This window comes from Burkholderia sp. 10_S31 (assembly GCF_056930375.1).
The window spans coordinates 715457-740730 of the sequence record NZ_JBXOWK010000001.1 but is presented as its reverse complement, the minus strand read 5'-3'; the positions used below and the strand labels follow the sequence as shown (position 1 = coordinate 740730).

Genomic DNA, 25274 nt, shown 5'->3' with positions numbered 1-25274 from the left:
ACACCGGGCGGTCACGCCGCACTACCGCACTACACGACGTTCTTTTCGACGATCGGCCGGTTTTCGAGCACACGCTCCCAGCCGAGCGACGACAGGTCGAGCGATTCATACTGCCCGCCCAGAATCAGTTCACTCACCCCACGCCCGGTCGCAGGCCCCTGCTGCAGCCCGTGCCCGCTATATCCGTTCGCGAACACGACGTTGTCGAGCTCGGGGTGATACCCGATGATCGCGTTGTGATCGAACACGTTGTACTCGTAGTATCCGGACCAGCAGTTCTCCACGCGCAGCGCTTCGAACTCCGGCACGCGATTCGCAAGCGTCGGCCAGATCACCTCGTCGAACAGGTCGTGATCGACCTCGTCGAGCGGCAGATCGTCGGGATCGCGATCGGGGCTCGGCGACGTCCCGCAGATATACGTGCGCCCTTCCGGCCGGAAATACACGCCCGTCGGATCGATCAGCAGCGGGCAATCGGTGAGCTTCGCCGGCGACGACACGTTGAAGATGCTGCGACGCCGCGCATACACGGGAATGTCGATGCCCATCATCGACGACAGCGTGCGCGTCCACGCACCAGCCGCGTTGACGAGCGTGTCGCACGCGTAGCGCTCGCCGTCGCTCGTCATCACATGCGTTACCTTGCGACCATCGCGAACGACGCCGGTCACGTCCGACGGCACGTAGCGCGCGCCCAGCGCCTGTGCCTTCTTGCGCAGCGCCTGCACGAGCCCGTAGCCGTCGAACCACCCTTCGCCGCTGACGCCATACGCGCCCGACACGAGATCGTCGACGTTCAGCCACGGGAACTTCGCGCGCAGCGCATCGCGATCCATCAAGCGGATATCGGCACCGAGCTTCGTTTGCAGCGCATGGTTCTCGCGCAGCGTCGCATCGCCTGCCGGCGTCGCGAGAAACAGGTAACCGCCCTCATGCAGATCGATCGACGGCCGGCTGCCGTCGACCTCGAGCCGTTCGCCGATCGTGCGCAGGAAATCGATTCCGAACAGCGACATCTCGATCGACAGCGGCGTCGAGAACTGCTGGCGAATCGACGCGGCCGACAGCGCCGACGACGACTTCGCATAGGTGGGATCGCGTTCGATGACGGTCACGGACACCGTCGGATCGGTAGCACGCAGGAAATACGCGATCGAGCTGCCGATCACACCACCGCCGACGATGACGACTTGAGAACTCACGACTGACTCCAGTTGCACGTGAAAGGCGCGGCCAGCCGGCCGCGCCCGAAGGTTGTTCGTGCCGCGTCGCGCGCGGCGCCGTGCGTGTGGACCGCCCGGCGAATCGCCTCGACATGCACCGCGATCGGATCCGATCGCTTCGGGTATTTCAGCACGTCCGGCGTCGCCGCGAAAGCCCGCACGCGTCGGGTATTCAGTCCGACGTTTGCGTGGTGACGGGCTGCCACGCGGCGTTCTTCACTTCATACAGCGTCGAGCTCGGGTTCTTCAGGTCGCCGGTATTCGTGAACGCGATCGTGCCGGTGATGCCGTCGTAGCGCGTGCCCTTCAGCGCGCCGTTGAAATCGGCCGGCTTCGCCGAGTTCGCCTTCTGCATCGCGTTGATCGCGACCCACGTCGCGTCGTACGCGAACGGCGCATACGCGAGCATGTCGACGCCATACTTCTGCTTGAATTTCGTTTCGAACTGCTTGCCCTTCGCGAGACGCGACAGCGGCTGCCCGTATTCCCACACGGACGCGCCTTCGGCCGCATTGCCCGCGAGCTTGATGAAGTTCGCGTTCATCACGCCGCCGCCTGCCAGGAACTGCGCGCGGATGCCGAGCTGGCGCATGCGCTTGACCAGCATCGCGGACTGCGCGTCGAGGCCGCCGAAGAACACCAGGTCGGCATTCGTGCTCTTGATCTTCGTGAGCTGCGCGCTGAAGTCGACGGCCTTGTCGTTCGTGAATTCGCGCGCGACGATCGTGCCGCCGTTCGCCTTCGCGGCCTTTTCGAACTCGTCGGCTTCGCCCTGGCCGAACGCGGTGCGGTCGTCGATGATCGCGATGCGCTTCGCCTTGGTCACGCTCGCCGCATACGCGCCGGCGTTGCCGGCGTTCTGCGTGTCGGTTGCGATCACGCGGTACACGGTGCCGAGCCCGGCGCGCGTGATGTCGGGATTGGTCGCCGACGGCGTGATCATCGGAATGCCAGCCTTCGCGTAGATCTTCGACGCGGGCAGCGTCGTGCCCGAATTGAAGTGGCCGATCACGACGGCCACCTGTGCGTCGGTCAGCTGCTGCGCGGCCTGCACGCCGATGCGCGGGTCGCTCTGGTCGTCTTGCGATGCGACGACGAACTTCACCGGCTTGCCGCCGATCGTCGTGTGCGCGGCGTTCGCCTCGTCGACGGCCATGCGCACGCCGTTCTCGATGTCCTTGCCGTAGGCGGCGCCGCCGCCGGTCAGCGGCACGGCCACGCCGACCTTGACGACCGTCTCCTGCGCGTGGGCCGCGCCCGTCTGGAACGCGAAAATCGCGGCGGTCAGTGCGATGCCGGAAAGCGAGCGAATGCGGAACGTCATCGGCCAATCCTTCTTGTATGGGTCGGGATGCGGCGCGCGACCATCGCGCGCCGGCGACCTCTCGCGTGCCGGTGATTTTTTCTGTCGCCGGGGCGTCGCCAATGGCGCATCGCCTGCCGGTCGATCACCGCGGTTCCGTCTCCGGGGAACCTGTCAGCGCGAAAGAGGTGAACCGATTGTGGGTAGCCAATACGCGTGCAGCAAACGAAATATCGGAACTATGTTGTGAGGAATTGTCATCAAGTACCGTCGCTACCGACGGTGCGCGGCCCGCTCGACGGCGGGCCCGGAAGGGGAAACTTCAAGCGATGCGCGCAGATGCCGTTGCATCAAGGCGGCGCCGGGTAATGCCGATGGAGAATCAATCGCTGTGTCAGGCCGCCGCCCGTGACGTGACACGTCGCGCATCGCACGATTCGGTCGCGGACGCTCAGTGCCGATCGATGTGCGTATCGGTGCCCATATGCTTGCGCACCGCATCGGCTGCCTCGCCGGCCTTCTCCTGCAGCTTGCCGGCCTGCTGCTCCGCGACGCCCTGCGCTTCCGTCTCGCGGTCGCCCGTCACCTTGCCGAGCGCTTCCTTGACCGAACCCTTCACTTGTTTGAGCTTGCCTTCGATGCGATTCCTGTCCATGGTCGTCTCCTGCGATGAGTTGGGGAGAGAGCCGACGGCAAGGCAGCCTGCGCCGCACCGCCGAGTGGACAGGATCGCAGCCGCGCGCCGCACGCGGCAGATGCGGATGCACCAGCCCGCATGGTGCATTCGCACCGATGGGGCAGCGGCCGGCGTCAGCCCTTGCCGGTCGCGCCGCCCTTGTCGGCGGCCTTCTCGGCGCCCTTCTCGCCGCGCGCGCCGTTCGCGTCGGCCGCGCCGACGATCCCCCGCTCGCGCGCCCACACGATCGCCTCGCCGCGGCTATGCACGTCGAGCTTCGCGTAGATCGTCGCGACGTGATTGCGGACCGTGTTCGGCGCGAGCCCGAGGCGGCCGGCGATCTCCTTGTCGGCGAGACCGTGACACAGCAGGTCGAACACGTCGCGCTCGCGTGCGGTGAGGTCCGACAGCTGCGCGCCCGCGTCCGGCGCATTCGCGCGCCGCACGTTCGCCAGTTTTTCGATCAGCGTGCGGCTGAACCACGACGCGTCCTGCATCGCGGTCTCGATCGCGTAGACGAGTTCCATCTCGGTACGCTTGCGATCGCTGATGTCGAGCAACGCGATCAGCAGGCAATCCTGGCCGTGAATCGCGACCGGGTCGGCCGATACCACGCAATCGCGCACGTCGCCATCGCGCGTGCGGATCTGCACGTCCGCGTTGCGCACGTTGCCGTCGCGCGCGAGCTGGCTGTCGATCCGCTGGCGCGCGCCGCGCTCGGCCCACAGCCCGATCTCGTCCGCGGACTTGCCGAGCAGGTCGTCGCGCGCATGGCCGGCCATCGCGACGAATGCATCGTTCACGTCGAGCAGCTCGAAGCGGTCGGCCGTGACGATCGCGGTCGCGACCGGCGCCATCCGGAACGCCTTCGCGAAACGCTCCTCGCTCTGCCGCAACGCGAACTCCGCCTGCTTGCGCGGCTCGAGATCCATGAACGTGAACAGCATGCATGCTTCGCCGTTCATGTCGATCGGCTGCCCGGCGACGACGACCGCCTTCGTGCCGCCGTCCGCGCACTTCAATACGGCCTCCATCTGCGGGATCGTCGCGCCCTCGCCGAGCCGCTCGATCGCGAGTTCGCGCCGCTCGGCCTGTTCGAGCACATCGAGTTCATAGACGGAGCGGCCGAGCACGTCGTCGCGCGCGTGGCCCGTCATGTCGAGGAAGCCTTGATTGACCTTCACGTAGCGCAGGTCGTCGAGCCGGCAGATCACGGCCGGCGCCGGATTCGCGTTGAACGTGCGCTCGAAGCGCTCCTCGGCGCTCGCCCATTCGGTCGCGTCGTGCAGCACGAGCGCGAGACAGTCGGGCTCGCCGGCCGCATTCGTCAGCACGAGGCTGCGGATCCGGTGGACCCAGCTCACGTTCTCGTCGGCGGCCGATTCGACTTCGACCGTCACGTCGCTGAACTCCTCGCCCGCGATCACGCGGTCCATCGGATAGTGACCGTCGCGCACCGGATGATTGTTCCGGTAGCGCAGCCGGAAGCGCTCGCGATACTCGGTCACGTCCGCGCCGAGCGCATCGAGCTCGGTCACGCCGTGCATCGCGAGTGCGGCCTCGTTCGCCCACACGATCCGCTGGTCGGGTTCGATGAGGATCACGCCCTCGGTGAGCCCCGCGATGATCTGATGCAACTGGCGCCGGTCGGTATGCGACTTGAGCACCTGTTCGTTTACGCGTTCGTCCATTGATTGGTGGTCCACATGGTCGACATGGTTGCCGGGCCGGTCGCCTCCGCGCCGACATGCGCCGGATGGCGCGTGCCGCGATGATCGCGTGCCGCCGATACGACGGGCAGGTGCAGATGCGCCACGCGCAATAGTACATTCGCATGCCGCGCCGCCTGCGTGCGCTACCCCGCCGAGCGGCGCGCGGCGCGGCATCCGCGCCTGCCGTCCCGCGTTGCCCCCGTCATGGCGCATGCCTCGTTCCCGCTCCTTCGTTCCGTCCCCGTGCAAACGCACTAGCCGATCCGGTGAATTTGCGCGATGTCCGCGTGCGTTCGCGCCGGTACGCTGGTACTGCATCGGCGCGTACGCGCTGCCCTACCGCAGAGGAGGACCACCTGATGAAGCTGCATCAGACACCCGATCCGACGCGGCCCGAACCGGCCCCGGACCATCCGCCCGAACCGTCGCCCGGCACCGATCCGCCGGTGCCGCTGCCGCCCGACGTGCCGCGCCCGGACATGCCGCCGCGCGAGCCCGGCTACGACACGCCGATCGCGCGGTAGCACACGGCGCGATCGGCATTCATCCACTCACGCCAATCGCAGGAGAACATCAATGAACAAGATCTCGCACCTTTCGACACTGCTCGCCGTCAGCGCGGCCTTCCTGCTCGCCGCCGCACCGCTCACGAGCGCGCAGGCACAGGCGTCGTCGCCGGCCGGCAACGGCATGACGACCGAATCGAACCAGCCCGTCACCGACACATGGATCACGACCAAGGTGAAGAGCGAACTCGCGACCACCGAAGGCCTGAAGAGCACTCACGTCAGCGTGAAGACGGTCGACGGTGTCGTCACGCTGACGGGCGTGCTGCCGTCGAAGATCGCGGTGAAGAAGGCCGTCGCCGTGACGCGCTCGATCAAGGGCGTGAAGCACGTCCACGCATCCGGCCTGAAGGCTCAGGCCTGAGTTGTCACGCGGCCGAGCGCCGCACTTTTCTCCCCTTACTCCAGGAGCGAACGATGAACGAAGACAAGATCAAGGGCCAGTGGAAGCAGCTCACCGGCAAGCTGAAGGCCAAGTGGGGCAAGCTGACCGACGACGATCTGACCGCCGCCGAAGGCAACCGCGACTATCTGGTCGGCAAGATCCAGGAGCGTTACGGGATCGCGCGCGACGAAGCCGAGAAGCAACTGAAGGAATTCGATCGCAAGCTGTAACGCGCCGGCCGTCTCACCCCGCCGCGATGCGTCCCGCGTCGCGGCAACGCGAAGGACAACGACATGGGCAAATATCTGATCGCATGGCTGCTCGGCGTGCCGGTCGGCGTGCTGGTGCTGTTCTACCTCGTCACGCACCTGTTCTGACGCTCGCGGCGCCCATGCAACGCAAACGGGCCGGAGGCTGTCATCAGCCGCCGGCCCGTTTGCCTTGGTGCGTCGCGCTTACTTCGCCGCGTTCGCCGTCATCTTGAAGATGCCCTGCGCATTGCCCGCATCGAAACGCAGGTCCGTGACCCAGCGGCGCGCCGTCTGGTCGAACGTGCGGCGGCGGGTGATGAATTCATAGAACGAGCCCGGCACGTTGCGCTTCACCGTGCCGCCGTCGCGCGTGCGGAACTCGCGCTCGACGATGTCCGCGCGATACGCGGTCTGGAACACGCGGCCCGAACGCGAGCGCTCGACTTCCGGCTTCATCGGCCGGCCCTTCGCCTTCTCGTCGTCGGACAGCTTGAACACGTCGGTCACGCGATCGGTCGCATGGTTGAACGCGTTGCCTTCGGTCGCGATCCATGCCATCTCGGCCGATTCGAGCAGCAGCGTCTCGTAGTCGAGTTCGTTCGGCAGGTCGTGCTGGCGAGCGAACGCGCCGACGATCTCGGGCAGCAGTGCGTGCGCGGCGTCGAGCGACAGCCAGCCTTCGCGCTCGATCTCCCACAACAGCGCGACGGCCGCCGGCGACAGCGGATCGCGCGACGAGCTCACGACGTTCGTCACGGCCTGCTGGAATTCTTTCGAGAAACGTTCCGGATGCAGTTCGCTGACGAAGAACTGCGCGATCTCGTCCGGCGCGTCTTCATGCGCGTATGCGCGGCCGGTCATGCCGAGCTTGTCGAGCGGGTAGCGGCCGTTCAGGCGAAAGCCGAGCGGACGCAGGATGCGCGTGAACGCGGCTTCGCCCGGCGGCAGCGCGCCCGTGTGCGGCCAGCGCACCGTGCGCAGCGCGCCGTGGTCGAAGTAGACCGAGCCGCCGTTCTCGATGGCATCGGCCGTGTACGCGCGGCCGTTCGCCGAACGTTCGAGCAGCCCTTCGAACAGCGCCATGTTCATCGCCTGGGCGATTTCCGCACGCGTGACGACGTCGGTTTCCCATTCGTCGAGGATGGCCGGCATGTTCAGGGTCGCGAACAGGGCGTCGGTCTTCGCCTGTCCCAGCAGCTTCGTCAGCAAGCTCTCGATATTCGGATTGCGCATCAGGATTCTCGTCTCGGGGGACCGCCGGCAAACGTGCCGGCAACTCGGGTGGCCGGCCGCCCAACGGGCGCCTTGCCTTGCGTGGGATGCATTATTCAAAGGGTTGCAGCGGGGCGTAAAGCGAGATTAAATTGACACGTGATGAGTTTTTGGAATTATTCGCGGCCTCCGCACTCGTCCGCCGGCCCGCCGTGGGCGGGTCCGTTTGTCAGACAAAACGAGCATCATGCGCAAATTCAAGATCCCCAACATGGGTGCGCTCGTGGCTTTCGAAGCCGCGGCGCGCCACGAGAGCTTCACGCACGCGGCGAAGGAGCTGTTCCTGACCGAAAGCGCGGTATCGCGGCAGATCGCGACGCTTGAAGCGAGCCTCGGCGTGCGGCTGTTCGCGCGCGTGAAGCAGCGCGTCGTGCTGACGCGCGCCGGCAAGCTGTACGGCACGCAGGTGCGGCGCGCGCTCGAGGCGCTCGATCGCGACACGCTGTCGATCATCGCGCACGGCAGCGGCGGCGGCTACCTGGAGCTCGCCGTGCTGCCGACCTTCGCATCGCACTGGCTGATCCCGCGCATCAAGAGCTTCTACGACCGCACGCCGGACGTGCGCGTGAACATGGGCAGCCGCACCGACCTGTTCTCGTTCGAGGACACGCACTTCGAAGCCGCGATCCACTACGGCAAGCCGACCTGGCCGGGCACCTCGTCCGACTACCTGTTCGGCGAGGAAGTCGTACCGATCTGCTCGCCCGCGCTGCTCGACGGGCCGGTCGAACGCGTGGAGGACCTGCTCGCGTATCCGCTGCTGCACTCGACCACGCGTCCCGGCGCGTGGGCGCAATGGTTCGAGACGCACGGCGTCGAGGACATCCGCACGATGCAGGGCGTGCGCTACGAACTCCACACGATGCTGATCAGCGCGGCCGCGGCCGGGCTCGGGATCGCGCTGGTGCCGAAGTTCTTCGTCGAGGAACAGCTGCAGCAGCTCGGCCTCGTCGTGCCGTGCGACGCGGCGACGGTCGGCGATTCGGCGTACTACCTCGTGTATCCGACCGAGTTCAGCCACAGCAAGCCGCTGGAGTCGTTTCGTGCGTGGTTGCTGGAACAGGCGAGCGCGTATGCGGCGCCGGGGCGGGAGGAAAACGACGTGGCGGATGGCGAAGACGACGAGGATGTCGAATAACGCGCGGCATCGCGATGTAGCGTGCTTCGCCGTCTTGTCGTACGGACGGGCGCCCTGCTTGAGCACCGCGCTGACGCGCCAATGTCGGTAATGCCGGCAATGTCGGAACAGGGAAAAAACGGGACGACGAGGATGCCGGGAGACGCGAGTGGTCCGGTGCGCGCCGGGCGGGCAACCCCGACCCGGCGCTCCGGGCAGCCGACCTCGCTTCGGCAGCGCGGCGGACCTTCTCTCATTTCTTCACTGCGTATGTTTTCTCTCAGGTTCGGGGGCATTTTTTACTTCACCGCGCCCGGCCATTATCCGCCCAAACCGGTCGAAGTGAAACGTTTGCGCTTGCGCCGGGCAACTTATTCCCGGCATTCGGAAACAATCCTTCAAAACGCTTACGAACCAAACGATCTCGCTCGGCAAATCTTGCAATCGGCTCGGCGTTCCTTTCTAATGGAACTGGTTCCATTCCGCGTTTCGGCCACGCCGTCGCGTGACGCCTCGACGTTCGCGCGTCATGATGCCGATTCAGGATCGAGGATCATTCAGTTCAGGATTCCGCATCGCCCGTCCTTCCCGGACACCCGTCAAACGAGACCGTCATGCCCGATTCCGCCTCCCTGCAGCAGTTGTTTCCCGCCTATCAAGACATCCCCGCCGAGTTCCGGCTCGCCGCACCGATCCACCAGCGCGTGTCGCTGGTCGACGGCGCGCTGCGCCCGTGGGACGGCACGACCAAGACCGTGCTGTCGCCCGTGTGCGTGCGCCAGCCGGACGGCAGCGTCGCGCAGATGGAGATCGGCAGCTATCCGGTGATGGGCGAGACGGAAAGCGACGCGGCGCTCGACGCCGCGGTGCGCGCGTACGACTCGGGCCGCGGCGAGTGGCCCACGATGAAGGTCGAGCAGCGCATCGCGTGCATGCAGGACTTCATCAAGCGGATGGTCGCGCAGCGCGAGCTGGTCGTGAACCTGATCATGTGGGAGATCGGCAAGAGCCTCGCCGATTCGCAGAAGGAGTTCGACCGCACCGTCACGTACATGACGCAGACGATCGACGCGCTGAAGGAGCTCGACAACGCGAACTCGCGCTTCGTGATCGCGGAAGGCACGATCGGCCAGATCCGCCGCACGCCGCTCGGCGTGGTGCTGTGCATGGGGCCGTACAACTATCCGCTGAACGAGACCTTCGCGACGCTGATCCCCGCGCTGCTGATGGGCAACACCGTGGTCTTCAAGCCGCCTCAGTACGGCACGCTGCTGTTCGAGCCGCTGCTCGAGGCGTTCCGCGACGCGTTCCCGAAAGGCGTGATCAACACGATCTACGCGCCGGGCGCGGTAGTCGTGCCGCACATGCTCGCGTCGGGCAAGATCAACGTGCTCGCGCTGATCGGATCGAGCAAGGTCGCCGATCACCTGAAGAAGCAGCATCCGAAGTCGCACCGGCTGCGCGCGATCCTCGGCCTCGACGCGAAGAACGCAGCGATCGTGCTGCCCGACGCCGATCTCGACCTCACCGTGAAGGAGTGCCTGCTCGGCGCGCTGTCGTTCAACGGCCAGCGCTGTACCGCGCTGAAGATGCTGCTCGTGCACCGGTCGATCGTCGACGAATTCCTGAAGCGCTTCACCGCCGCGCTCGAACAGCTGAAGATCGGCATGCCGTGGGAGAAAGGCGTCAGCATCACGCCGCTGCCGGGCATGCATCGCACCACCTACATGACCGATGCGATCGACGACGCGAAGGCGAAGGGCGCGCAGGTCGTCAACCACTCGGGCGGCGAGTTCAGCAAGACGCTGTTCTACCCGGCCGTCGTGTATCCGGTGTCCGAAGGCATGAAGCTGTATCGCGAGGAGCAGTTCGGGCCGATCATTCCGGTCGCGCCGTTCGACGACGTGGAAACCGCGCTCGACTACGTGACGACGTCGGAGCACGGCCAGCAGGTCAGCATCTTCGGTTCCGATCCGGCGCAGATCGGCGCGCTCGTCGATCCGCTCGTGAACCAGGTGTGCCGCGTGAACATCAACTGCCAGTGCCAGCGCGGGCCCGACGTGTTCCCGTTCGCGGGACGCAAGGATTCGGCGGAAGGCACGCTGTCGGTGACCGATGCGCTGCGCGCGTTCTCGATCCGTTCGATGGTCGCGGCCAAGCAGACCGACGGCAGCAAGCAACTGCTCGATTCGATCGTGTCGGACCACCACTCGAAGTTCATCAACACGGGCTTCATTTTCTGAAGCACTGAAGCGGGTTCGATGCGATGGATGATCCGCCGCGCGTTCGCGCGGCGGATCATCCGTTCATATGCGTGCGGGTCGTACGTTCATACGTTCGACGCCAGCAACCTGATGCCCGCCACACCGAACACCACCGCGAGACACGCTTCCATCGCGCGCCGGCCGCGCACGTAGAGCCGGCGCGCGCCGTCCGTCGAGAACACCAGCGCATAGCCGCCGAACACCAGGCACCCGATCGCGATGCAGCCCGGCACGACGGCGCCGTGCGACGCGCCCGCGCCGTTCGACGACAGCGCGACGATCGACACCCACACCAGGATGGCTTTCGGATTCGTCAGGTGCAGCATCGCGCCGCGTGCGTAGAAGCGCGACAGCGTCTGATCGGGCGCCGCCTTCAGCGTGGCGGCAGCCTTGGCCGACCACGCGGTGCGCCCCGACTTGAACGCGAGCCACAGCAGGTACACGCCGCCGAACAGCTTGATCGCGACCAGCAGCTTCGACCACGCGAGCAGCGCCGCCGATACGCCCAGCGCGGCCACCGTCGCCCAGAACATCGATCCCGAGATGACGCCGAGCGCGAACGCGAGCGCCGCCTTGCGGCCATGGTTCGCGGCGACCGACATGATCGCGAGATTGCTCGGGCCGGGGCTGGCCGTGCCGACGAAATAAGCCGTGTAGGCCAGCAGCAGGTTGGCCGAGAAGAAGGCGTGGACGCTCATGTCGAACCTCGCGAGGATGATCCCCGGATTGTTCGCAAACACGGCGCGGCTGCCCATGGACAGTTGTCCGGTTATTCGCTGGGCCAGTTGGGTGGCGCGGGCGACGACGTTGCGCTCGCATCCGGATCGCCGCGCGCAAAACGTCTCGAATCTGAAACATCCGGCGCAGGTGGCGCGGCATTCGATCGTGCGGCGGACCTCGTTGCGGCGCGCGGCACACAACCGGCCCGAGGCCGCCGGGACGCCCGACACACCAGCGTCGCGACCTTCCGGCGATGCGTCGGCTGAAACGCACAGTTGGTTTCAACCCGACATTACGTTACATCGCTGAAGCATTTCATCCGTCCGGGCCCTCTCGTGCGGCCGAGCGCGACCGAGGGCAGCGTACGGACACCCGCGTCGATTTTCCGTGCAAGCCAGTAGCGGCGGGACACGCTGGCCGCTGCCGCGACTCGCGGCAACCGTGCTCGACCACCGGATCGCGGCGCTGGTACGGAACCTGCATTCGCAGTGCAGTGACAACCGCGCCGCCGGTTGGTGCGGACATGAACCCGGATCGGGACCCGTCCACCGGATACGCCCGAACGATCCACGCAAGCAACGAGGTTCCTCATGGATGCGCTGCCCAACTCATCCGATACGTCGTTCCAGCTCTTTCTCGCGAAACTGCTCGAACAGCCGCAGCCCGAATGGACCGAAAAGCAGCAGATGGAACTCGAGATGGCGCGTGCGCTGTCGACCCAGATGGTCCACTTCGCCGAAGGCATGCGCGGCGGCAACGCGGATCTCGCGCGCTGCCTCGTGCTGCTGCGCTACGCGAAGGTCCTCGACTTCATGCTGACGTCGCTCGCCGCACGCCGCGACATTCACCCGCAGACGCTGCGCACGCTGTTCCGGCTCGCGAACCTGAAGGTCGACGACGCGTATCCGGTCTGAGCGGGCACCGGGCCGCACAACGCACCGCCCCTACGGCTAGCGCGCAACCCGCCCCGCCATCCACTTGCGGTAACGCCGCGTCTGGCACTGCGCGGCCATCTGCTGCGACACCAGCGCGCGCAGCGGCGACACGCCCGGATGCGTGCGTCGCCCCGCGCTCAACCGCGCGAGCTGGAACTTCACGACGGCCATGTTCGCCAGCGCGCCCAGCGCCTTGTTCTTCCACCGGATCGGCTGCAGCGCCGGCGCGCTGTCCTTGCCGGCCTGCCAGGCGCGCGGCAGGTTCGGATCGATCGACAGCGCGGTCGCGATGCCGACCATCGCCACGCCGCTGGCGACCACCTGCTCGGCCACCGCGCGGCGCCGGATCCCGCCCGTGACCATCAGCGGCATGCGTGCGACCGCCGTGATGTCCCGCGCGAATTCGAGGAAATACGCTTCCCGGGCCAACGTGCGTCCGTCGCGCGCCTCGCCCTGCATCGCCGGCACTTCATAGCTGCCGCCCGACAGCTCGACGAGATCGACGCCGAGCGGATTCAGCAGTTCCACGACGCGCTTCGCATCGTCCGCGCTGAAGCCGCCGCGCTGGAAGTCGGCCGAATTCAGCTTGACCGACACGACGAACGCGGGCGACACCGTCGCACGCACGGCGCGGACGATGTCGAGCAGCAGCCGCGCGCGGTGCTCGATGCTGCCGCCCCACGCGTCCTGCCGGCGGTTCGTCAGCGGCGACAGGAACTGGCTCAGCAGGTAACCGTGCGCCGCGTGGATCTGCACGCCGGTGAAGCCGCTTTGCTCGGCAAGCTGCGCGGCGCGCACGAAGCGCTGCTGCACGTCGGCGATGTCGGCTTCCGTCATCTCCTTCGGCACCGGGAACTGCTTCGACAGCGCGCCGAGCGCGAGCGGCACGGCCGACGGCGCGAGCGTCGTCTGGCCGAGCGCCGCCTGCATCTGGCGCCCCGGATGGTTGATCTGCATCCAGACATGCGCGCCGCCGGAGCGTGCGACCTGCGCCCACCGGCGGAAGCGGTCGAGATGCGCGTCGCTGTCGAGCACGACGCCGTTCGGCCCCGTCATCGCGCGGCCGTCCACCATCACGTTGCCGGTCAGGATCAGGCCGGCCCGGCCGTCGGCCCATGCCTGGTACAGGCGCAGCAACGCATCGGACGGCGCGTGATCCGCGTCGGCCATGTTCTCCTCCATCGCGGCCTTGGCCAGCCGGTTCGGAATCACCGCGCCATTGGGCAGTGTGAGGGGGGCAAACAGGTTCATGGTGGGCATCCTCGATTGACGATGCCCAACCTTAACTTTAAAGTCAGCTTCAAGGTCAAGCCCCTCAGGAGCACACCATGAAAATCGGCGAACTGGCGCGCACCAGCGGCATCGCGGCGTCGCGTATCCGGTTCTACGAAGCGAGCGGCCTGCTCGAACCGGCACGTCGGCAGGCGAACGGCTATCGGGAATACGGGCCGGAAGCGCTGACGCGGCTCGCGATCATCGATCGCGCGCAGCGCGCGGGTTTCGCGCTCGATGAAATCCGCGCGGTGCTGCCGCCCGATCTCGGCGCGTGGCCGCGCGACGAGCTGCTCCAGACATTGCGGCACAAGGTCGACGAAATCGCGCTGCTGGAGCAGCGGCTCGCGCAGAACCGCCGCAGCCTGCAGGCGCTGATCGACGAGATCGCGAACAAGCCCGCCGGCGAGGATTGCGCGGGCGCCGCGCAACGCATGCTCGACAAGCTGTGCAAGGAAGAGGCCGAGGCCGCAGCGGCGCCTGCGCCGGTGTCGCACCCGAGGCCGGCACGCAAGCGCGCGTGAGCACGCGTGTACACGCATGGCGCCGGCTGTCCGCGGTGCATGGCCACATGGATTTGCTTACGTCGCAGGTAATCGACGCGCATCGCCCGCGCGCCGATCATGGCTGCATCGATCGACGCATCGCATCGACACCCCGGAGCCCGCCATGACCGCCTACGCCATCGCCCACCTGCACGACGTTCAAATGTGCGACGACATCGTCGAATACCTCGAACGCATCGACGGCACGCTCGCGCCATTCGACGGCCGTTTCGTCATTCACGGCGCGCGGCCCGACGTGCGCGAAGGCGTGTGGCACGGCGACCTGATCGCGATCGCCTTTCCCGATCTCGCCGCGGCGCGCGCCTGGTACGAATCGGATGCGTACCGGCAGATCCAGCCGCTACGCGCTCGGCACGCGAGCGGCCCGTTGATCCTGATCGACGGCGTCGACGAGTCGCACAAGGCGACGGACATCCTGCGCTGAACCACGACGCATGCGACACATGCATCGCATGCGACGCTTACTTCGCGTTGCGCTCCATCGGCTCGCCGACGACGAAACCGCCGCCCTGGTAGCGCTGCGCGGGATCGTCGTACTCGGCGGTCGGCGCCGTCGGCGGGAACAGCCCCGCGAACTGCGCCGAGCTGTCCTGCGGCCGGAAGCCGAGGAAGCCGGCCTTCGTGTTGTCCCACCACTTCACCGGGTTGTCCGACACGCCGTAGACGATCGCGTGCCCGACGCGGTTCGTCAGCAGCGAGCAGCGCACGAGCTCGATGAAGTCGCGATAGCTGAGGAACGTGACGAGCATGCGCGGATTCTTCGGCGCCTCGAACGACGAACCGATCCTCAGGCACACCGTTTCGATCCCGAAGCGGTCGAAGTAGTAGCGCGACAGCGACTCGCCGAAGCACTTCGTCACGCCATAGAGACTGTCCGGACGCAGCGGCGAATCGGCATCGAGCACTTCCGTGACCGGATGGAAACCGATCGCATGGTTCGAGCTCGCGAACACGATCCGCTTCACGCCGTGCTTGCGCGCGGCTTCATACAGGTTGTACGTGCCGGTGATGTTCGCACCCACGAGATCGTCGAACGGCGCATCGACCGAAATGCCGCCGAGGTGGACGATCGCGTCGACGCCGTCGACGAGGTCCATCACCGCCGGCCGGTCGGCCAGATCGACGACACGGGTTTCTTCGTGCGCGGCCGCGTCGTCCAGCGCGGCGATGTCGCTCACGCGCACGACGTCGGCCCAGTTCGCCAGCGCGCCGCGCACCTGGCGGCCGAGGTTGCCGGCCGCGCCGGTCAGCAGCAGGCGCCCGAACGGCTTGCGTGCGCCGGTGGATGAGGCGTTCATCGAGTCTCCTTGAATCTGTCCTGAGGGTGTCCGGGAAGTTGCCCGAAATCGATGGAATCGGCTGAAATCGGAAAACGTTTTCCAACTATACGCGTGACAAAAGCCGAACGTCAATGGCCGAACCTGTTCGCAGCTATCCACACTTTCCCGATATCGGCCGGTGGCCGGACGCGGGCTTTTTCTGCCACAATCCGGCATAAGCTGACGAAAACGTTACCCTTCCAATGAAAAAAGTTTCCCCGACGATCCGCGACGTGGCGGCGGAAGCCGGCGTGTCGGTCGCGACGGTATCCAAGTACGTGAACGGCACGCAGCGCTTTTCGCCGGCCGTCGAGGCGCGCCTCAAGGAAGCGATCGAGCGGCTCGGCTACCGTTCGAATCCGCTCGCGCGCTCGATGATCACCGGACGCACGCGCACCATCGGCCTCGTGATCCTCGACATCAGCAACCCGTACTTCACGAACGTCGTCAAAGGCGCGAACCGCGTCGCGCTCGAGCACGACTACACGCTGCTGCTCGTCGATACCGAAGAGAACCAGGCGCGCGAACGCTCGCTGATCGAGGCGCTCGCGCAGCGCGTCGACGGGCTGATCGTCAGCACGCGGATGCCCGACGACGAAGCCGGCTGGATGCTCGACCTGCACAAGCCGCTCGTGCTGCTGCGGCGCAGCCCCGGCCTGCCGATCCCGAGCGTCGGCATCGACAACCGGCTCGCCACCTACATGCTCGCGCGTCACCTGCTCAATCTCGGCCATACGCGCATCGCGTACCTCGGCTTCGGCACCGCGCGCGTGAACGACGAACGGATCCAGGGCGCGCGCGACTGTCTCGCGGAAGCGGGGCTCACGCTCGACGTGCACGATGCGCATGCGCCGACCGCCGAAGCCGGCGAGCGCGCGTGCTCGCGCGTGATGCTCGGGCCGCAGCGCCCGCAGGCCGTGATCTGCTACAACGACCTGATCGCGCTCGGCTTCATGAAGGAAGCCGCATCGCTCGGGTTCCGGCTGCCGCAGGACGTGTCCGTCGCCGGCATCGACAACGTGCCGTACGGCGAATATGCGGCGCCCGCGCTGACCACCATCGACATCCAGAGCGAGAACATGGGCGAGCTCGCGATGCAGAAGCTGATCGACGCGCTCGCCGGGCGCACCGATGCGAGCTATTCGACGTTCGAGCCGCGGCTGATCATGCGCGCGTCGACGGCCGCGGCCGGTTGAAGCGCGCGCCACGTCCTGCCTTCATCGCTTCCGCGCATCACACATGAGAAACGCGCCGCCTCCGGGCGGCGCGTTCGTGTGCCGGCACGCGATTACGCGTCGAGCTTCGCGGGCTTCATCTTCGGCGTAAGCACGTGCATGATCGCCAGCGCGAGCAGGTAAGCCAGCGCGCCGATCGCGAACAGCACCCAGTAGTGGCCCGTACGCTGCAGCACCTGGCCGATCACTTCCGAGAACAGCACGCCGCCGATCGAGCCGGCCATCCCGCCGATGCCGACCACCGACGCGACCGCGCGGCGCGGGAACAGGTCGGACGCCGTCGTGAACAGGTTCGCCGACCAGCCCTGGTGCGCGGCGGCGGCGAGGCCGACGATCAGCACCGCGATCCACAGGCTCTGCACCTGCGACACGAACGCGATCGGCAGCACGCAGCATGCGCAGATCAGCATCGCCGTCTTGCGCGCGCCGTTCACGCTCCAGCCCGCGCGCAGCAGCACCGACGACAGCCAGCCGCCGCCGATGCTGCCGACCGTCGTCAGCGCATAGATGCACACGAGCGGCAGACCGATATGCTGCATATCCATCCCGCGCGATTCGTTGAGCCACTTCGGCAGCCAGAACAGGTAGAACCACCACACCGGGTCGGTCAGGAACTTGCCGATCAGGAACGCCCACGTCTCGCGCTTGCGGATCAGCTCGCCCCAGCGCGGCGCGCCGGCGTCCGCGTTCGCCGCGTCGAGCGCTTCGGCTTCGTCGCGCGGCTCGTCGTATTCCGCGGCGAGCGCGCGCGTGTCGGCCGTGCGATAGAGCACCAGCCACACCGCGAGCCACACGATGCCGATCGCGCCGATGATCACGAACGCCGCGCGCCACCCGTAGGCCACCGCGATCGCGGGAATGATCGCCGGTGCGAACACCGCGCCGATGTTCGCGCCCGAGTTGAAGATGCCGGTTGCGAGCGCGCGTTCGCGGCGCGGAAACCATTCGGCCGTGGTCTTGATCGCGGCCGGGAAGTTGCCGCCCTCGCCGATCCCGAGCAGCGCGCGCACGGCCGCGAAGCCCATCACCGAGCCGACCATCGCATGCAGCATCGCGGCGATGCTCCACACCAGCATCGCGACCGCATACGAGATGCGCGTGCCGAGCCAGTCGACGATGCGCCCGAAACCGAGCAGGCCGATCGCGTAGAACGCGGAAAACGCCATCACGATGCGGCCGTACTGCACCTGGCTCCAGCCGATGTCGTGCTGGAGCATCGGCGCGAGCAGGCCGAGGATCTGGCGATCCATGTAGTTGATGACGGTCGCGAAGAACAACAGCGCACAGACGGTCCAGCGATAGCGGCTGGCGGCGGCGCGCACCGCGCCGACGACGGCAGATTGCATGAGTGTCTCCGATACGCGGCCGCGCCCGTCGCGCCGCTGGATGTTGCTGTCCGTGACCGGCGACGGGCGCCGGGGCGGGCAATCGGGCCACCTTTTCGTGGTGCGGCCGATTGCCTGTCGAGTTCTGGAAAACGTTTTTCAAAGGATAGGGCGCGGCCCGGTGCCGTGTCAGTCGGGGATTTCGATGAGTCATCTCAAATCTGGCCGCACAAAAAGAGATGACTGTTTTGCAGATTGGCATTAACCGTTTTTCCGGCATTTTCCTGCGCGCAAAATGGGGCCATGACGCAAACCGGTGCGCCGATACACATGTCCGATTCCAGCCAGAATCGGCGGCGAGGATGGTTTACAGTCGTCGCATGCGCCTCGATCCCGACACCTGCTACGACGCCCTGCTTTCGCGGAACCGCCGCTTCGACGGCTGGTTCTTCGTCGGCGTATCGACGACGGGCGTGTATTGCCGCCCCGTCTGCCCGGTGAAACCGCCGAAGGCGCAGAACTGCAGCTATTACCCGACCGCCGCCGCCGCGGAGAAGGCCGGCTTTCGGCCGTGCATGCGCTGCCGGCCCGAACTCGCGCCCGGCCATGGGCTGCTCGACCTGTCCGGCAACCTCGCCGATGCGGCCGCCATACTGATCGAGGACGGTTTCCTGAACGAACACTCCGTCGACGCGCTCGCGCAGCGGGTCGGCGTGACCGAGCGCCATCTGCGCCGGATCTTCGCCGCGCAGTTCGGCGTGTCGCCGGTCGAGTTCGCGCAGACGCACCGGCTGCTGATGGCCAAGCGCCTGCTGACCGATACCGCGCTGCCGGTGGCCGTCGTCGCGTCGACCGCCGGGTTCGGCAGCGTGCGGCGCTTCAACGACCTGTTCCGGCAACGCTACGGCCTCAATCCGCTGCGCTTGCGCAAAGGTGCCGGCGCAGCCACCGGCAGCGACATGACGTTCCCGCTACCTTACAGGCCGCCGTTCGCGTGGCCCGAGCTGATGCGCTTTCTCGCGCAGCGGCAGATCGACGGCGTCGAGCGGGTCGACGCACACGGCTATGCGCGCGTTGTCGCGCTGCCGAACGGCAACGGTCACGTGACGGGCTGGCTGTCCGTCGCGCACGCGCCGCAGCGGTTCGCACTCGCGGTCACCGTGTCGCCCACGCTGACGCCCGTCGTGCCGGCCGTGCTCGCGCGCGTGCGGCGGCTGTTCGATCTCGACAGCCGCCCCGACGTGATCGACGCGCATCTGGGCGAACTCGCGGAAGGCACGCCCGGCCTGCGCGTGCCCGGCGCATTCGACGGACTCGAGATCGCGATCCGTGCGATCGCGGGTGAACACCTGGCGGCAACGCAGGCGAGTGCCGTGCTGACGCGCGTTGCCGAACGCTTCGGTACGCCGGTCGACAACGCGCCGCCCGGGCTCACGCATGCGTTGCCTTCGGCTGCCACGCTGGCGGTCTTGCCGCCGGCTGCGCTCGAAGCAATCGGCGTGACGCGCGATGCCGCACGGGCGATCGTGTCGCTCGCACGCGCAGTGGCCGACGGCACGCTCGCGCTCGAACCGATGGCGCCGCTCGATGCGACGCTCGCCGCGTTGCGCGCACTGCCCGGCTTCGACGAACGCGCGGTGCAATACGTCGCGATGCGGGCGATGGCCTGGCCGAACGCGTTCCCCGCCGACGACGCGTGGCTCGCGCCGCGCATCGCCGCCGAACGCCCGCGCATCGCATCATCCGCGCCGCATGCGGCACACTGGGCGCCGTGGCGCGCGTATGCCGCACTGCATGTGTGGCGCCTTCATGGAGAAGCTTCGCGATGATTCCCGCTCATCTGATTCCGAGCCCGCTGGGCGACATCGCCATTCGTATCGAAGACGATGCGCTGACGGGCCTTTTCTTCGTCGGCCAGAAATACTATCCGTCGCTGGCAATCGTTGCGGACGCGAACGCGGACGCACGCGCCGCATCGCCGCTCGCGCGCCAGGTTGCAGAAGAAATCGCCGAATATTTCACCGGCACGCGCGAAACCTTCTCGGTGCCGATTCACCTGCGCGGCACCGCGTTCCAGCGCAGCGTGTGGAAGGAACTGCTCGCGATTCCATTCGGCGAACTCGTGTCGTACGGCGACATCACCGAGCGCGTGGGGCTGCCGATGAGTGCGGCGCGCGCCGTCGGCGGCGCGGTCGGCCGCAACCCGGTGTCGATCATGGTGCCGTGCCATCGCGTGATCGGCGCGTCAGGCAGCCTCACCGGTTATGCAGGCGGGATTGAACGGAAGCGCGCGTTGTTGTCGCTCGAAGGCGCCGGGTTCGCGCGCGGCGAGCGTCACCCGGTGCAGCAGTCGCTCGCGTTCTGACGTCGCGAATTTACCGTTCGGCGTGCGTGGTGCGGCCTAGTCGTCGCTGCGCTTGCGCATCGCATGCGCGACCCGCGCGTTCGCCTCGAACTTCGCGCGATGCGTCGAGAAGAACGTCCGCACGTTGCGCACGTTCGATGCGCCGGTGAACAGCCGCCGCGCGAACGCGTCGTATTCGGCGACATCGGCCAGATCGGCCACCACCACGAAGTCGGGCCCCGGCGACACGCGGTAGCACTGCGTAACCGCCGGCTCCGCGCAGACGTACGCTTCGAACGCGTCGTAGTCTTCGGCCGTCTGCCGGTCGAGGCTGATCTCGATCAGCGCCGTGACGGCCGTGCCGATCGCGACCGGATCGAGCACCGCGACCTGGCGGCGGATCACGCCCGCTTCCGTCAGCCGCCGCACACGGCGCATGCAGGTCGGCGGCGACGACAGCGCGCGCTCGGCCAGTTGCAGGTTCGACACCGATGCGTCGTCCTGCAGGATCGCGAGAATGCGCAGATCGAGATCGTCGAGCGTGATGCCGGCCATCGTCGGCTCCTTCCGGTCAGGATGTGAAATTTAATTTCAATATCATAACGTATCGCCCGTTTGCTTCATTTATTGACTTATTTTGAAATTTAATTTCATTCAACCGCTTCTACCATCGCTGTCACGGATCCAGACCGGACATTTACGGAGCGCGATATGTGTGGAATTGTCGGGGCGGTTGCCCAGCGGGACATCCTGCCGAACCTCGTCGACGGGCTGAAGCGGCTCGAATACCGCGGCTACGACTCGTGCGGCATCGTGGTCTATCGCGACCGTGCGCTGGCACGCGCGCGCAGCGTCGAGCGCGTCGCCAACCTGCAGCGCGAGATCGCCGCGCATGCGCTGTCGGGCTACACCGGCATCGCGCATACGCGCTGGGCCACGCACGGCGCGCCCGTCACGCTCAATGCGCACCCGCACTTCTCGCCGAGCGACGACAACGCGCGCATCGCGCTGTCGCACAACGGGATCATCGAGAACTGCGCTCAACTGCGCGCGGAACTGCAGGCGCATGGTTATGTGTTTGCGAGCCAGACCGACAGCGAGGCGATCGCGCACCTGATCGACCACCTGTACGACGGCGACCTGTTCGACGCGGTGCGCCGCGCGGTCGCGCGACTGCGCGGCAGCTACGCGATCGCGGTGATGTGCCGCGACGAGCCGCACCGGATCGTCGGGGCGCGCGACGGGATGCCGCTCGTCGTCGGTGTCGGCGATGGCGAGAATTTCCTCGCGTCGGATGCGATCGCGTTGTCGGGCATCACCGATCGCATCGCGTATCTGGAGAACGGTGACGTCGCCGACATTCAACTGCATCGCTACTGGATCGTCGATGCGAACGGCCAGCGCGTCGAGCGCGCGGTGCAGCGGGTGGCGGCTCACAGCGGCGCGGCCGACCTCGGGTCGTATCGCTACTACATGCAGAAGGAAATCTTCGAGCAACCGCAGGCGGTGGCCGATACGCTGCTCGACGTCGCGTCTATCATGCCGGAGCTGTTCGGCGACGGCGCGTGGCGCGTGTTCAACGACGTCGATTCGGTGCTGCTGCTCGCGTGCGGCGGCAGCTATCACGCGGCGCTGACCGCGAAGTACTGGATCGAGAGCATCGCGAAGCTGCCGGCGAGCGTGGAGATTGCGAGCGAGTTCCGTTATCGCGACAGCGTGCCGAATCCGCGCACGCTCGTCGTCGCGGTGTCGCAGAGCGGCGAGACGGCCGACGTGCTCGGCGCCGTGCATGTCGCGAAGCAGCGCGGGATGATGCATACGCTCGCGATCTGCAACGTCGCGACGAGCGCGCTGATGCGCGAATGCGCGCTGCAGTTCGTCACGCGTGCGGGGATCGAGATCGGGGTCGCGTCGACGAAGGCTTTCACGACGCAGCTCGTTGCGCTGTTTCTGCTCACGCTGGCGCTTGCGCAGGTGCGTGGGCGGTTGAGCGACGACGAGGAGAAAGCGCATTTGCGTGCGCTGCGGCATCTGCCCGATGCGATGTCGAAGGTGCTCGCGCTGGAGCCGCAGATCATGGGCTGGTCGGAGCTGCTCGCGCGACGCGACAACATGCTGTTTCTCGGGCGCGGGATGCATTATCCGATCGCGCTGGAAGGCGCGCTGAAGATGAAGGAGATTTCGTATATCCACGCGGAGGCTTATCCCGCCGGGGAGTTGAAGCACGGGCCGCTGGCGTTGGTCAGCAATGAAATGCCGGTTATCGCGGTGGCGCCGAATGATGTGCTTCTGGAAAAACTCCGGTCGAACATGCATGAAGTCAGTGCGCGGAATGGCAGGCTCTTTGTGTTCGCGGACGTGGACTGCGGGTTGGTGCCGAGCGAAGGGATCGAGGTGATTCGGCTCAATGAGTACTATGGGCCGCTGTCGCCGATTCTGCATACGGTGCCGATGCAACTGCTGGCTTATCACGCTGCGTTGGCACGGGGGACGGATATTGATAAGCCGAGGAATCTGGCGAAGTCGGTGACGGTGGAGTGAGGGGCATTCGTCGTAGACCACGATGTGGCAATCTGGATTAGAAGCGTTTACACGTCAACGTTTCTAATCCGTCCGGAGCCAGTTTTTGTCTCCAAACACTTGTTTTTGTTACGTAAACGCTTCTAATCCTGCAACGAAAAATTACCCACTTCAGAGGGGAAATTCCGAAAAAGTTTCACCGAAATGATTCCATCAAGCGGGGGTTCGGGGCATCGACCCCGGTCTCATGCCGTTAGCCCCGTGGCTCCAAATAGCTTCGGCCACGGGCCCACCTGTCTCATGGAGAAGCCACGCTAACGCCTTCGCAACAGCAACCTTGATACCCTTATCCTTCGACTCCTCCACCTGCTCTATCTTGCTGTATGACTCGATGAGCTTCGCCACAAACTCCCTCAGCTCCATATATGGATAACTGGAGACTTCTTTGACCTTCTCGGCCAACACTGGACTATTCAGAACGAACGCCCTCAACAACGGATTGCGGGTATCGGATACGCTGCCCTTAGCCCATTTGACGAGCACATCAACGACATCCTTGCGGTCAGCCGAGCCTTCGATGCATCGTGTAAACGTGTTTGTGTAGCTCAGCCCGCATCGCCAGCTTCCCGGCTCGTAATCCGACTCGAAAACATTCAAAAATGCGGAACTGGACAGCCATGCCTGATGGTCTTGCGACAGTGGCACAAGCGTGCTCGTTTGCTCCAACTTCATCGCCTTCGCCATCGCTTGCCGAAAGTCGACGATAGCCTGCTGCCGATAGTGGGTCGTATAAGGCTTCCATGCCTCCGGTCCAGCTGTCGCAAGCCCAGCCTCTTTCATCGCCTCAATGCTCTTGAGCTGCTTCTCCAGCGCCCTACCACCATCGAACAGAGCACCGAGGCCCATACCCTCATAGGTATTGGCTTCTAGCATGCTGGCGCCACGTTCCACGTCCTCTTTCGCCGATACCGTGGCGGCACCGGAACGAACACGCCGGGACGCACGCGCTTCGCTTCGGCATGCTTCCCTCAGCGCGCTCGACAGGGGGTCGCCTACAGGTAGTCCAGCTCGAACGGGCATTCCGACAGCGAAACCGGTCCGTCCCGAGTGATCTGCACCGGCTGCTCGAGCTTCACGCCGTCCACACCGCCGGGCACGCCGACATAGCTCTCCACGCATACCGTCATCCCCTCTTCGAAGACCCCCGGGTACTGGTAAGCGGGTGCATCGGGCGGGAAATACACGAGCGGGTACTCGACGCCGAACCCGAGACCGTGCACGATTTCGGCGTAGCGGTTCGGTACGTACACTTCCGGCATCTTCCAGGTGCTGTCGATGAAGTCGTGGAACGAAAGCCCCAGTCGCAGCAACGACATGTTGTGCTGCAGTTGCTCGTACGCGAGGGCGTAGTTCGTTCGCTGCTCGTTGTTCGGCCGCCCATCGCCGATCACGAAGGATCGCGTCTGGTCCGCGAAAACGCCGTGCGGGCCGATCAGGTCGCTGTCGAACACCAGCATCTCGCCGGCCTCGACGATCTTTTCGGATGCTTCGACAAACCACGGGTTCGTGTGGTGACCGGACGCGAGCCCCCTCGTCTCCTGATACTCGCCACCGTGCTCGATGTTGTACTGGTTCAGCAGCGACAGCAGGTAGTTCTCGCTGACGCCCGGACGGACGTGCTCGCGCATGTAGGCGATGGCATCGGTGCAGACCCGCATCGAGTCGCGAATGATCCGGACTTCGTCCGGACTCTTGACCGACTTCGCACGCTCGAGCGGCCCCTTCGCATCGACTGTTCGAACGTGAAGCCTGTCGAGCGCGCGCAGCGGCAACAGATCGATACGGTCCAGCCCCAGCACCGCACCTTTCCCGCACACCTCAGTGAGCAAGTCGGCGATTTCCTCCGCCCACATGTTGGCATGCTCCTCGGCACGCGAACCCGACCCAAAGTAGTCCCAGGATTTGGCGGGCCGGGCTTCGTCGATCAGCGCGTTGCCCTCAGACAGGTGAAGCGCGCCGCCATAGTCGAACATCACGACATTGCCCGTGACGGGCACGAACGCGTACCGCACCATATGATGCGAGGACCACACTTGCATGTTCCGGCAGTTCGTCGCATATCTCAAATTTAGCGGGTCGAACAGCACCGCCGCATCGATGCCTTCGGCCTTCAGCATCTCGCGCGTCCGCTCGAGGCGTCGCGCGTAAACTTTCGTGTAGTCAATTGTCTCCACAGCCTGGAACCTCGCCACTCATCGTCTTCGCAAAC

At 65.9% G+C, this 25274-nt stretch carries 25 protein-coding genes and 1 pseudogene; 13 read left to right on the top strand and 13 right to left on the bottom strand.

The features are described from left to right. Positions 1-29: 29 nt before the first annotated feature. From AC1Z3W_RS03405 to AC1Z3W_RS03385, 5 genes are all read right to left on the bottom strand, one after another. Complete coding sequence (locus tag AC1Z3W_RS03405; RefSeq protein ID WP_483507012.1) at positions 30-1202, bottom strand: NAD(P)/FAD-dependent oxidoreductase; 1173 nt, start codon at positions 1200-1202, stop codon at positions 30-32. Then, positions 1199-1357, bottom strand: a complete 159-nt coding sequence (locus tag AC1Z3W_RS03400; protein ID WP_242431796.1) for a hypothetical protein — start codon at positions 1355-1357, stop codon at positions 1199-1201. The genes AC1Z3W_RS03405 and AC1Z3W_RS03400 overlap by 4 nt, the downstream gene beginning before the upstream one ends. A 38-nt stretch (positions 1358-1395) precedes the next feature. Then, positions 1396-2547: a branched-chain amino acid ABC transporter substrate-binding protein gene (locus AC1Z3W_RS03395; RefSeq protein WP_483507010.1), complete on the bottom strand. Its 1152-nt coding sequence runs from the start codon at positions 2545-2547 to the stop codon at positions 1396-1398. 430 nt (positions 2548-2977) lie between these two features. After that, positions 2978-3181, bottom strand: a complete 204-nt coding sequence (locus tag AC1Z3W_RS03390) for a CsbD family protein (RefSeq protein ID WP_057925932.1) — start codon at positions 3179-3181, stop codon at positions 2978-2980. Positions 3182-3336: 155 nt separating this feature from the next. Continuing rightward, a complete protein-coding gene (locus AC1Z3W_RS03385) occupies positions 3337-4893 on the bottom strand; it encodes a helix-turn-helix transcriptional regulator (protein ID WP_057925933.1) in 1557 nt (518 codons plus the stop codon). A 380-nt stretch (positions 4894-5273) separates the two neighbouring features. Here AC1Z3W_RS03385 and AC1Z3W_RS03380 point away from each other — a divergent pair, with 380 nt between their 5' ends. The 3 genes from AC1Z3W_RS03380 to AC1Z3W_RS03370 are packed head-to-tail and all read left to right on the top strand — an operon-like array spanning position 5274 to position 6095. Beyond that, complete coding sequence (locus tag AC1Z3W_RS03380; protein ID WP_162840554.1) at positions 5274-5438, top strand: hypothetical protein; 165 nt, start codon at positions 5274-5276, stop codon at positions 5436-5438. A 52-nt stretch (positions 5439-5490) separates the two neighbouring features. After that, positions 5491-5844, top strand: a complete 354-nt coding sequence (locus AC1Z3W_RS03375) for a BON domain-containing protein (protein WP_057925934.1) — start codon at positions 5491-5493, stop codon at positions 5842-5844. A gap of 53 nt (positions 5845-5897) precedes the next feature. After that, complete coding sequence (locus tag AC1Z3W_RS03370) at positions 5898-6095, top strand: CsbD family protein (RefSeq protein ID WP_057925935.1); 198 nt, start codon at positions 5898-5900, stop codon at positions 6093-6095. 225 nt (positions 6096-6320) lie between these two features. On the opposite strand, the gene AC1Z3W_RS03365 is transcribed toward AC1Z3W_RS03370, so the two are convergent. Continuing rightward, a complete protein-coding gene (locus AC1Z3W_RS03365) occupies positions 6321-7349 on the bottom strand; it encodes a DUF1338 domain-containing protein (protein ID WP_057925936.1) in 1029 nt (342 codons plus the stop codon). 226 nt (positions 7350-7575) lie between these two features. On the opposite strand from AC1Z3W_RS03365, the gene AC1Z3W_RS03360 reads away from it, so the two are divergent. After that, a complete protein-coding gene (locus AC1Z3W_RS03360) occupies positions 7576-8526 on the top strand; it encodes a LysR family transcriptional regulator (RefSeq protein ID WP_124835469.1) in 951 nt (316 codons plus the stop codon). A 593-nt stretch (positions 8527-9119) separates the two neighbouring features. Then, a complete protein-coding gene (locus tag AC1Z3W_RS03355; protein ID WP_057925938.1) occupies positions 9120-10748 on the top strand; it encodes an NADP-dependent glyceraldehyde-3-phosphate dehydrogenase in 1629 nt (542 codons plus the stop codon). Between the two features lie 86 nt (positions 10749-10834). On the opposite strand, the gene AC1Z3W_RS03350 is transcribed toward AC1Z3W_RS03355, so the two are convergent. Continuing rightward, on the bottom strand, positions 10835-11467 hold the full coding sequence (locus AC1Z3W_RS03350) for a LysE family translocator (protein ID WP_057925985.1): 633 nt from the start codon (positions 11465-11467) through the stop codon (positions 10835-10837). On the opposite strand from AC1Z3W_RS03350, the gene AC1Z3W_RS03345 reads away from it, so the two are divergent. Further along, positions 11466-11798 (top strand): hypothetical protein, encoded by a 333-nt coding sequence (locus tag AC1Z3W_RS03345; RefSeq protein WP_124835470.1) that lies wholly within the window; start codon positions 11466-11468, stop codon positions 11796-11798. The two genes, AC1Z3W_RS03350 and AC1Z3W_RS03345, sit on opposite strands and share 2 nt — an antisense overlap. A gap of 281 nt (positions 11799-12079) precedes the next feature. Further along, positions 12080-12403 (top strand): hypothetical protein, encoded by a 324-nt coding sequence (locus AC1Z3W_RS03340; protein WP_057925940.1) that lies wholly within the window; start codon positions 12080-12082, stop codon positions 12401-12403. A gap of 36 nt (positions 12404-12439) precedes the next feature. On the opposite strand, the gene AC1Z3W_RS03335 is transcribed toward AC1Z3W_RS03340, so the two are convergent. Next, positions 12440-13675, bottom strand: coding sequence for an NADH:flavin oxidoreductase/NADH oxidase family protein (locus AC1Z3W_RS03335; RefSeq protein WP_057925941.1), 1236 nt, complete (start codon positions 13673-13675; stop codon positions 12440-12442). 77 nt (positions 13676-13752) lie between these two features. On the opposite strand from AC1Z3W_RS03335, the gene AC1Z3W_RS03330 reads away from it, so the two are divergent. Both AC1Z3W_RS03330 and AC1Z3W_RS03325 read left to right on the top strand, forming a co-directional pair. After that, entirely contained in the window at positions 13753-14220 is a 468-nt protein-coding gene (locus tag AC1Z3W_RS03330; RefSeq protein ID WP_057925942.1) for a MerR family transcriptional regulator, read from the top strand. 145 nt (positions 14221-14365) lie between these two features. Then, a complete protein-coding gene (locus AC1Z3W_RS03325) occupies positions 14366-14686 on the top strand; it encodes a DUF1330 domain-containing protein (RefSeq protein ID WP_057925943.1) in 321 nt (106 codons plus the stop codon). A 37-nt stretch (positions 14687-14723) separates the two neighbouring features. On the opposite strand, the gene AC1Z3W_RS03320 is transcribed toward AC1Z3W_RS03325, so the two are convergent. After that, positions 14724-15560 (bottom strand): NAD-dependent epimerase/dehydratase family protein, encoded by an 837-nt coding sequence (locus AC1Z3W_RS03320; RefSeq protein ID WP_057925944.1) that lies wholly within the window; start codon positions 15558-15560, stop codon positions 14724-14726. Positions 15561-15673: 113 nt separating this feature from the next. Here AC1Z3W_RS03320 and AC1Z3W_RS03315 point away from each other — a divergent pair. Then, positions 15674-16777: pseudogene (locus AC1Z3W_RS03315) on the top strand (LacI family DNA-binding transcriptional regulator). Between the two features lie 92 nt (positions 16778-16869). Here the strand turns inward: AC1Z3W_RS03315 and AC1Z3W_RS03310 are convergent. Continuing rightward, positions 16870-18162 (bottom strand): MFS transporter, encoded by a 1293-nt coding sequence (locus AC1Z3W_RS03310; protein WP_057925946.1) that lies wholly within the window; start codon positions 18160-18162, stop codon positions 16870-16872. Positions 18163-18503: 341 nt separating this feature from the next. Here AC1Z3W_RS03310 and AC1Z3W_RS03305 point away from each other — a divergent pair, with 341 nt between their 5' ends. Further along, the gene (locus AC1Z3W_RS03305) at positions 18504-19970 is read left to right on the top strand and encodes a DNA-3-methyladenine glycosylase 2 family protein (RefSeq protein ID WP_483507005.1); all 1467 of its coding nucleotides are present in this window, start codon (positions 18504-18506) and stop codon (positions 19968-19970) included. Continuing rightward, positions 19967-20506: a methylated-DNA--[protein]-cysteine S-methyltransferase gene (locus tag AC1Z3W_RS03300; protein WP_483507003.1), complete on the top strand. Its 540-nt coding sequence runs from the start codon at positions 19967-19969 to the stop codon at positions 20504-20506. The genes AC1Z3W_RS03305 and AC1Z3W_RS03300 overlap by 4 nt, the downstream gene beginning before the upstream one ends. A 36-nt stretch (positions 20507-20542) precedes the next feature. On the opposite strand, the gene AC1Z3W_RS03295 is transcribed toward AC1Z3W_RS03300, so the two are convergent. Beyond that, on the bottom strand, positions 20543-21040 hold the full coding sequence (locus AC1Z3W_RS03295; protein WP_057925949.1) for an Lrp/AsnC family transcriptional regulator: 498 nt from the start codon (positions 21038-21040) through the stop codon (positions 20543-20545). A gap of 156 nt (positions 21041-21196) precedes the next feature. Between AC1Z3W_RS03295 and glmS the strand changes: the two genes are divergently transcribed. Beyond that, the gene (glmS, locus tag AC1Z3W_RS03290) at positions 21197-23026 is read left to right on the top strand and encodes a glutamine--fructose-6-phosphate transaminase (isomerizing) (RefSeq protein WP_483507001.1); all 1830 of its coding nucleotides are present in this window, start codon (positions 21197-21199) and stop codon (positions 23024-23026) included. A 192-nt stretch (positions 23027-23218) separates the two neighbouring features. Here the strand turns inward: glmS and AC1Z3W_RS03285 are convergent, their stop codons facing one another. Continuing rightward, a complete protein-coding gene (locus AC1Z3W_RS03285; protein WP_483506999.1) occupies positions 23219-23938 on the bottom strand; it encodes a hypothetical protein in 720 nt (239 codons plus the stop codon). A 119-nt stretch (positions 23939-24057) separates the two neighbouring features. After that, entirely contained in the window at positions 24058-25239 is a 1182-nt protein-coding gene (locus AC1Z3W_RS03280; protein ID WP_483506997.1) for a M24 family metallopeptidase, read from the bottom strand. Between the last annotated feature and the right edge of the window lie 35 nt (positions 25240-25274).

Excerpts from the sequence above, each read along its gene's own strand:
- AC1Z3W_RS03300 (WP_483507003.1), top strand. The coding sequence starts at position 19,967 with ATGATTCCCGCTCATCTGATTCCGAGCCCGCTGGGCGACATCGCCATT.
- AC1Z3W_RS03375 (WP_057925934.1), top strand. The coding sequence starts at position 5,491 with ATGAACAAGATCTCGCACCTTTCGACACTGCTCGCCGTCAGCGCGGCC.
- AC1Z3W_RS03345 (WP_124835470.1), top strand. The coding sequence starts at position 11,466 with ATGTCGAACCTCGCGAGGATGATCCCCGGATTGTTCGCAAACACGGCG.
- AC1Z3W_RS03350 (WP_057925985.1), bottom strand. The coding sequence starts at position 11,467 with ATGAGCGTCCACGCCTTCTTCTCGGCCAACCTGCTGCTGGCCTACACG.
- AC1Z3W_RS03320 (WP_057925944.1), bottom strand. The coding sequence starts at position 15,560 with ATGAACGCCTCATCCACCGGCGCACGCAAGCCGTTCGGGCGCCTGCTG.
- AC1Z3W_RS03285 (WP_483506999.1), bottom strand. The coding sequence starts at position 23,938 with ATGCTAGAAGCCAATACCTATGAGGGTATGGGCCTCGGTGCTCTGTTC.
- AC1Z3W_RS03365 (WP_057925936.1), bottom strand. The coding sequence starts at position 7,349 with ATGCGCAATCCGAATATCGAGAGCTTGCTGACGAAGCTGCTGGGACAG.
- AC1Z3W_RS03295 (WP_057925949.1), bottom strand. The coding sequence starts at position 21,040 with ATGGCCGGCATCACGCTCGACGATCTCGATCTGCGCATTCTCGCGATC.
- AC1Z3W_RS03385 (WP_057925933.1), bottom strand. The coding sequence starts at position 4,893 with ATGGACGAACGCGTAAACGAACAGGTGCTCAAGTCGCATACCGACCGG.
- AC1Z3W_RS03330 (WP_057925942.1), top strand. The coding sequence starts at position 13,753 with ATGAAAATCGGCGAACTGGCGCGCACCAGCGGCATCGCGGCGTCGCGT.
- glmS (WP_483507001.1), top strand. The coding sequence starts at position 21,197 with ATGTGTGGAATTGTCGGGGCGGTTGCCCAGCGGGACATCCTGCCGAAC.
- AC1Z3W_RS03380 (WP_162840554.1), top strand. The coding sequence starts at position 5,274 with ATGAAGCTGCATCAGACACCCGATCCGACGCGGCCCGAACCGGCCCCG.
- AC1Z3W_RS03395 (WP_483507010.1), bottom strand. The coding sequence starts at position 2,547 with ATGACGTTCCGCATTCGCTCGCTTTCCGGCATCGCACTGACCGCCGCG.
- AC1Z3W_RS03305 (WP_483507005.1), top strand. The coding sequence starts at position 18,504 with ATGGTTTACAGTCGTCGCATGCGCCTCGATCCCGACACCTGCTACGAC.
- AC1Z3W_RS03340 (WP_057925940.1), top strand. The coding sequence starts at position 12,080 with ATGGATGCGCTGCCCAACTCATCCGATACGTCGTTCCAGCTCTTTCTC.
- AC1Z3W_RS03355 (WP_057925938.1), top strand. The coding sequence starts at position 9,120 with ATGCCCGATTCCGCCTCCCTGCAGCAGTTGTTTCCCGCCTATCAAGAC.
- AC1Z3W_RS03310 (WP_057925946.1), bottom strand. The coding sequence starts at position 18,162 with ATGCAATCTGCCGTCGTCGGCGCGGTGCGCGCCGCCGCCAGCCGCTAT.
- AC1Z3W_RS03335 (WP_057925941.1), bottom strand. The coding sequence starts at position 13,675 with ATGAACCTGTTTGCCCCCCTCACACTGCCCAATGGCGCGGTGATTCCG.
- AC1Z3W_RS03360 (WP_124835469.1), top strand. The coding sequence starts at position 7,576 with ATGCGCAAATTCAAGATCCCCAACATGGGTGCGCTCGTGGCTTTCGAA.
- AC1Z3W_RS03370 (WP_057925935.1), top strand. The coding sequence starts at position 5,898 with ATGAACGAAGACAAGATCAAGGGCCAGTGGAAGCAGCTCACCGGCAAG.
- AC1Z3W_RS03325 (WP_057925943.1), top strand. The coding sequence starts at position 14,366 with ATGACCGCCTACGCCATCGCCCACCTGCACGACGTTCAAATGTGCGAC.
- AC1Z3W_RS03390 (WP_057925932.1), bottom strand. The coding sequence starts at position 3,181 with ATGGACAGGAATCGCATCGAAGGCAAGCTCAAACAAGTGAAGGGTTCG.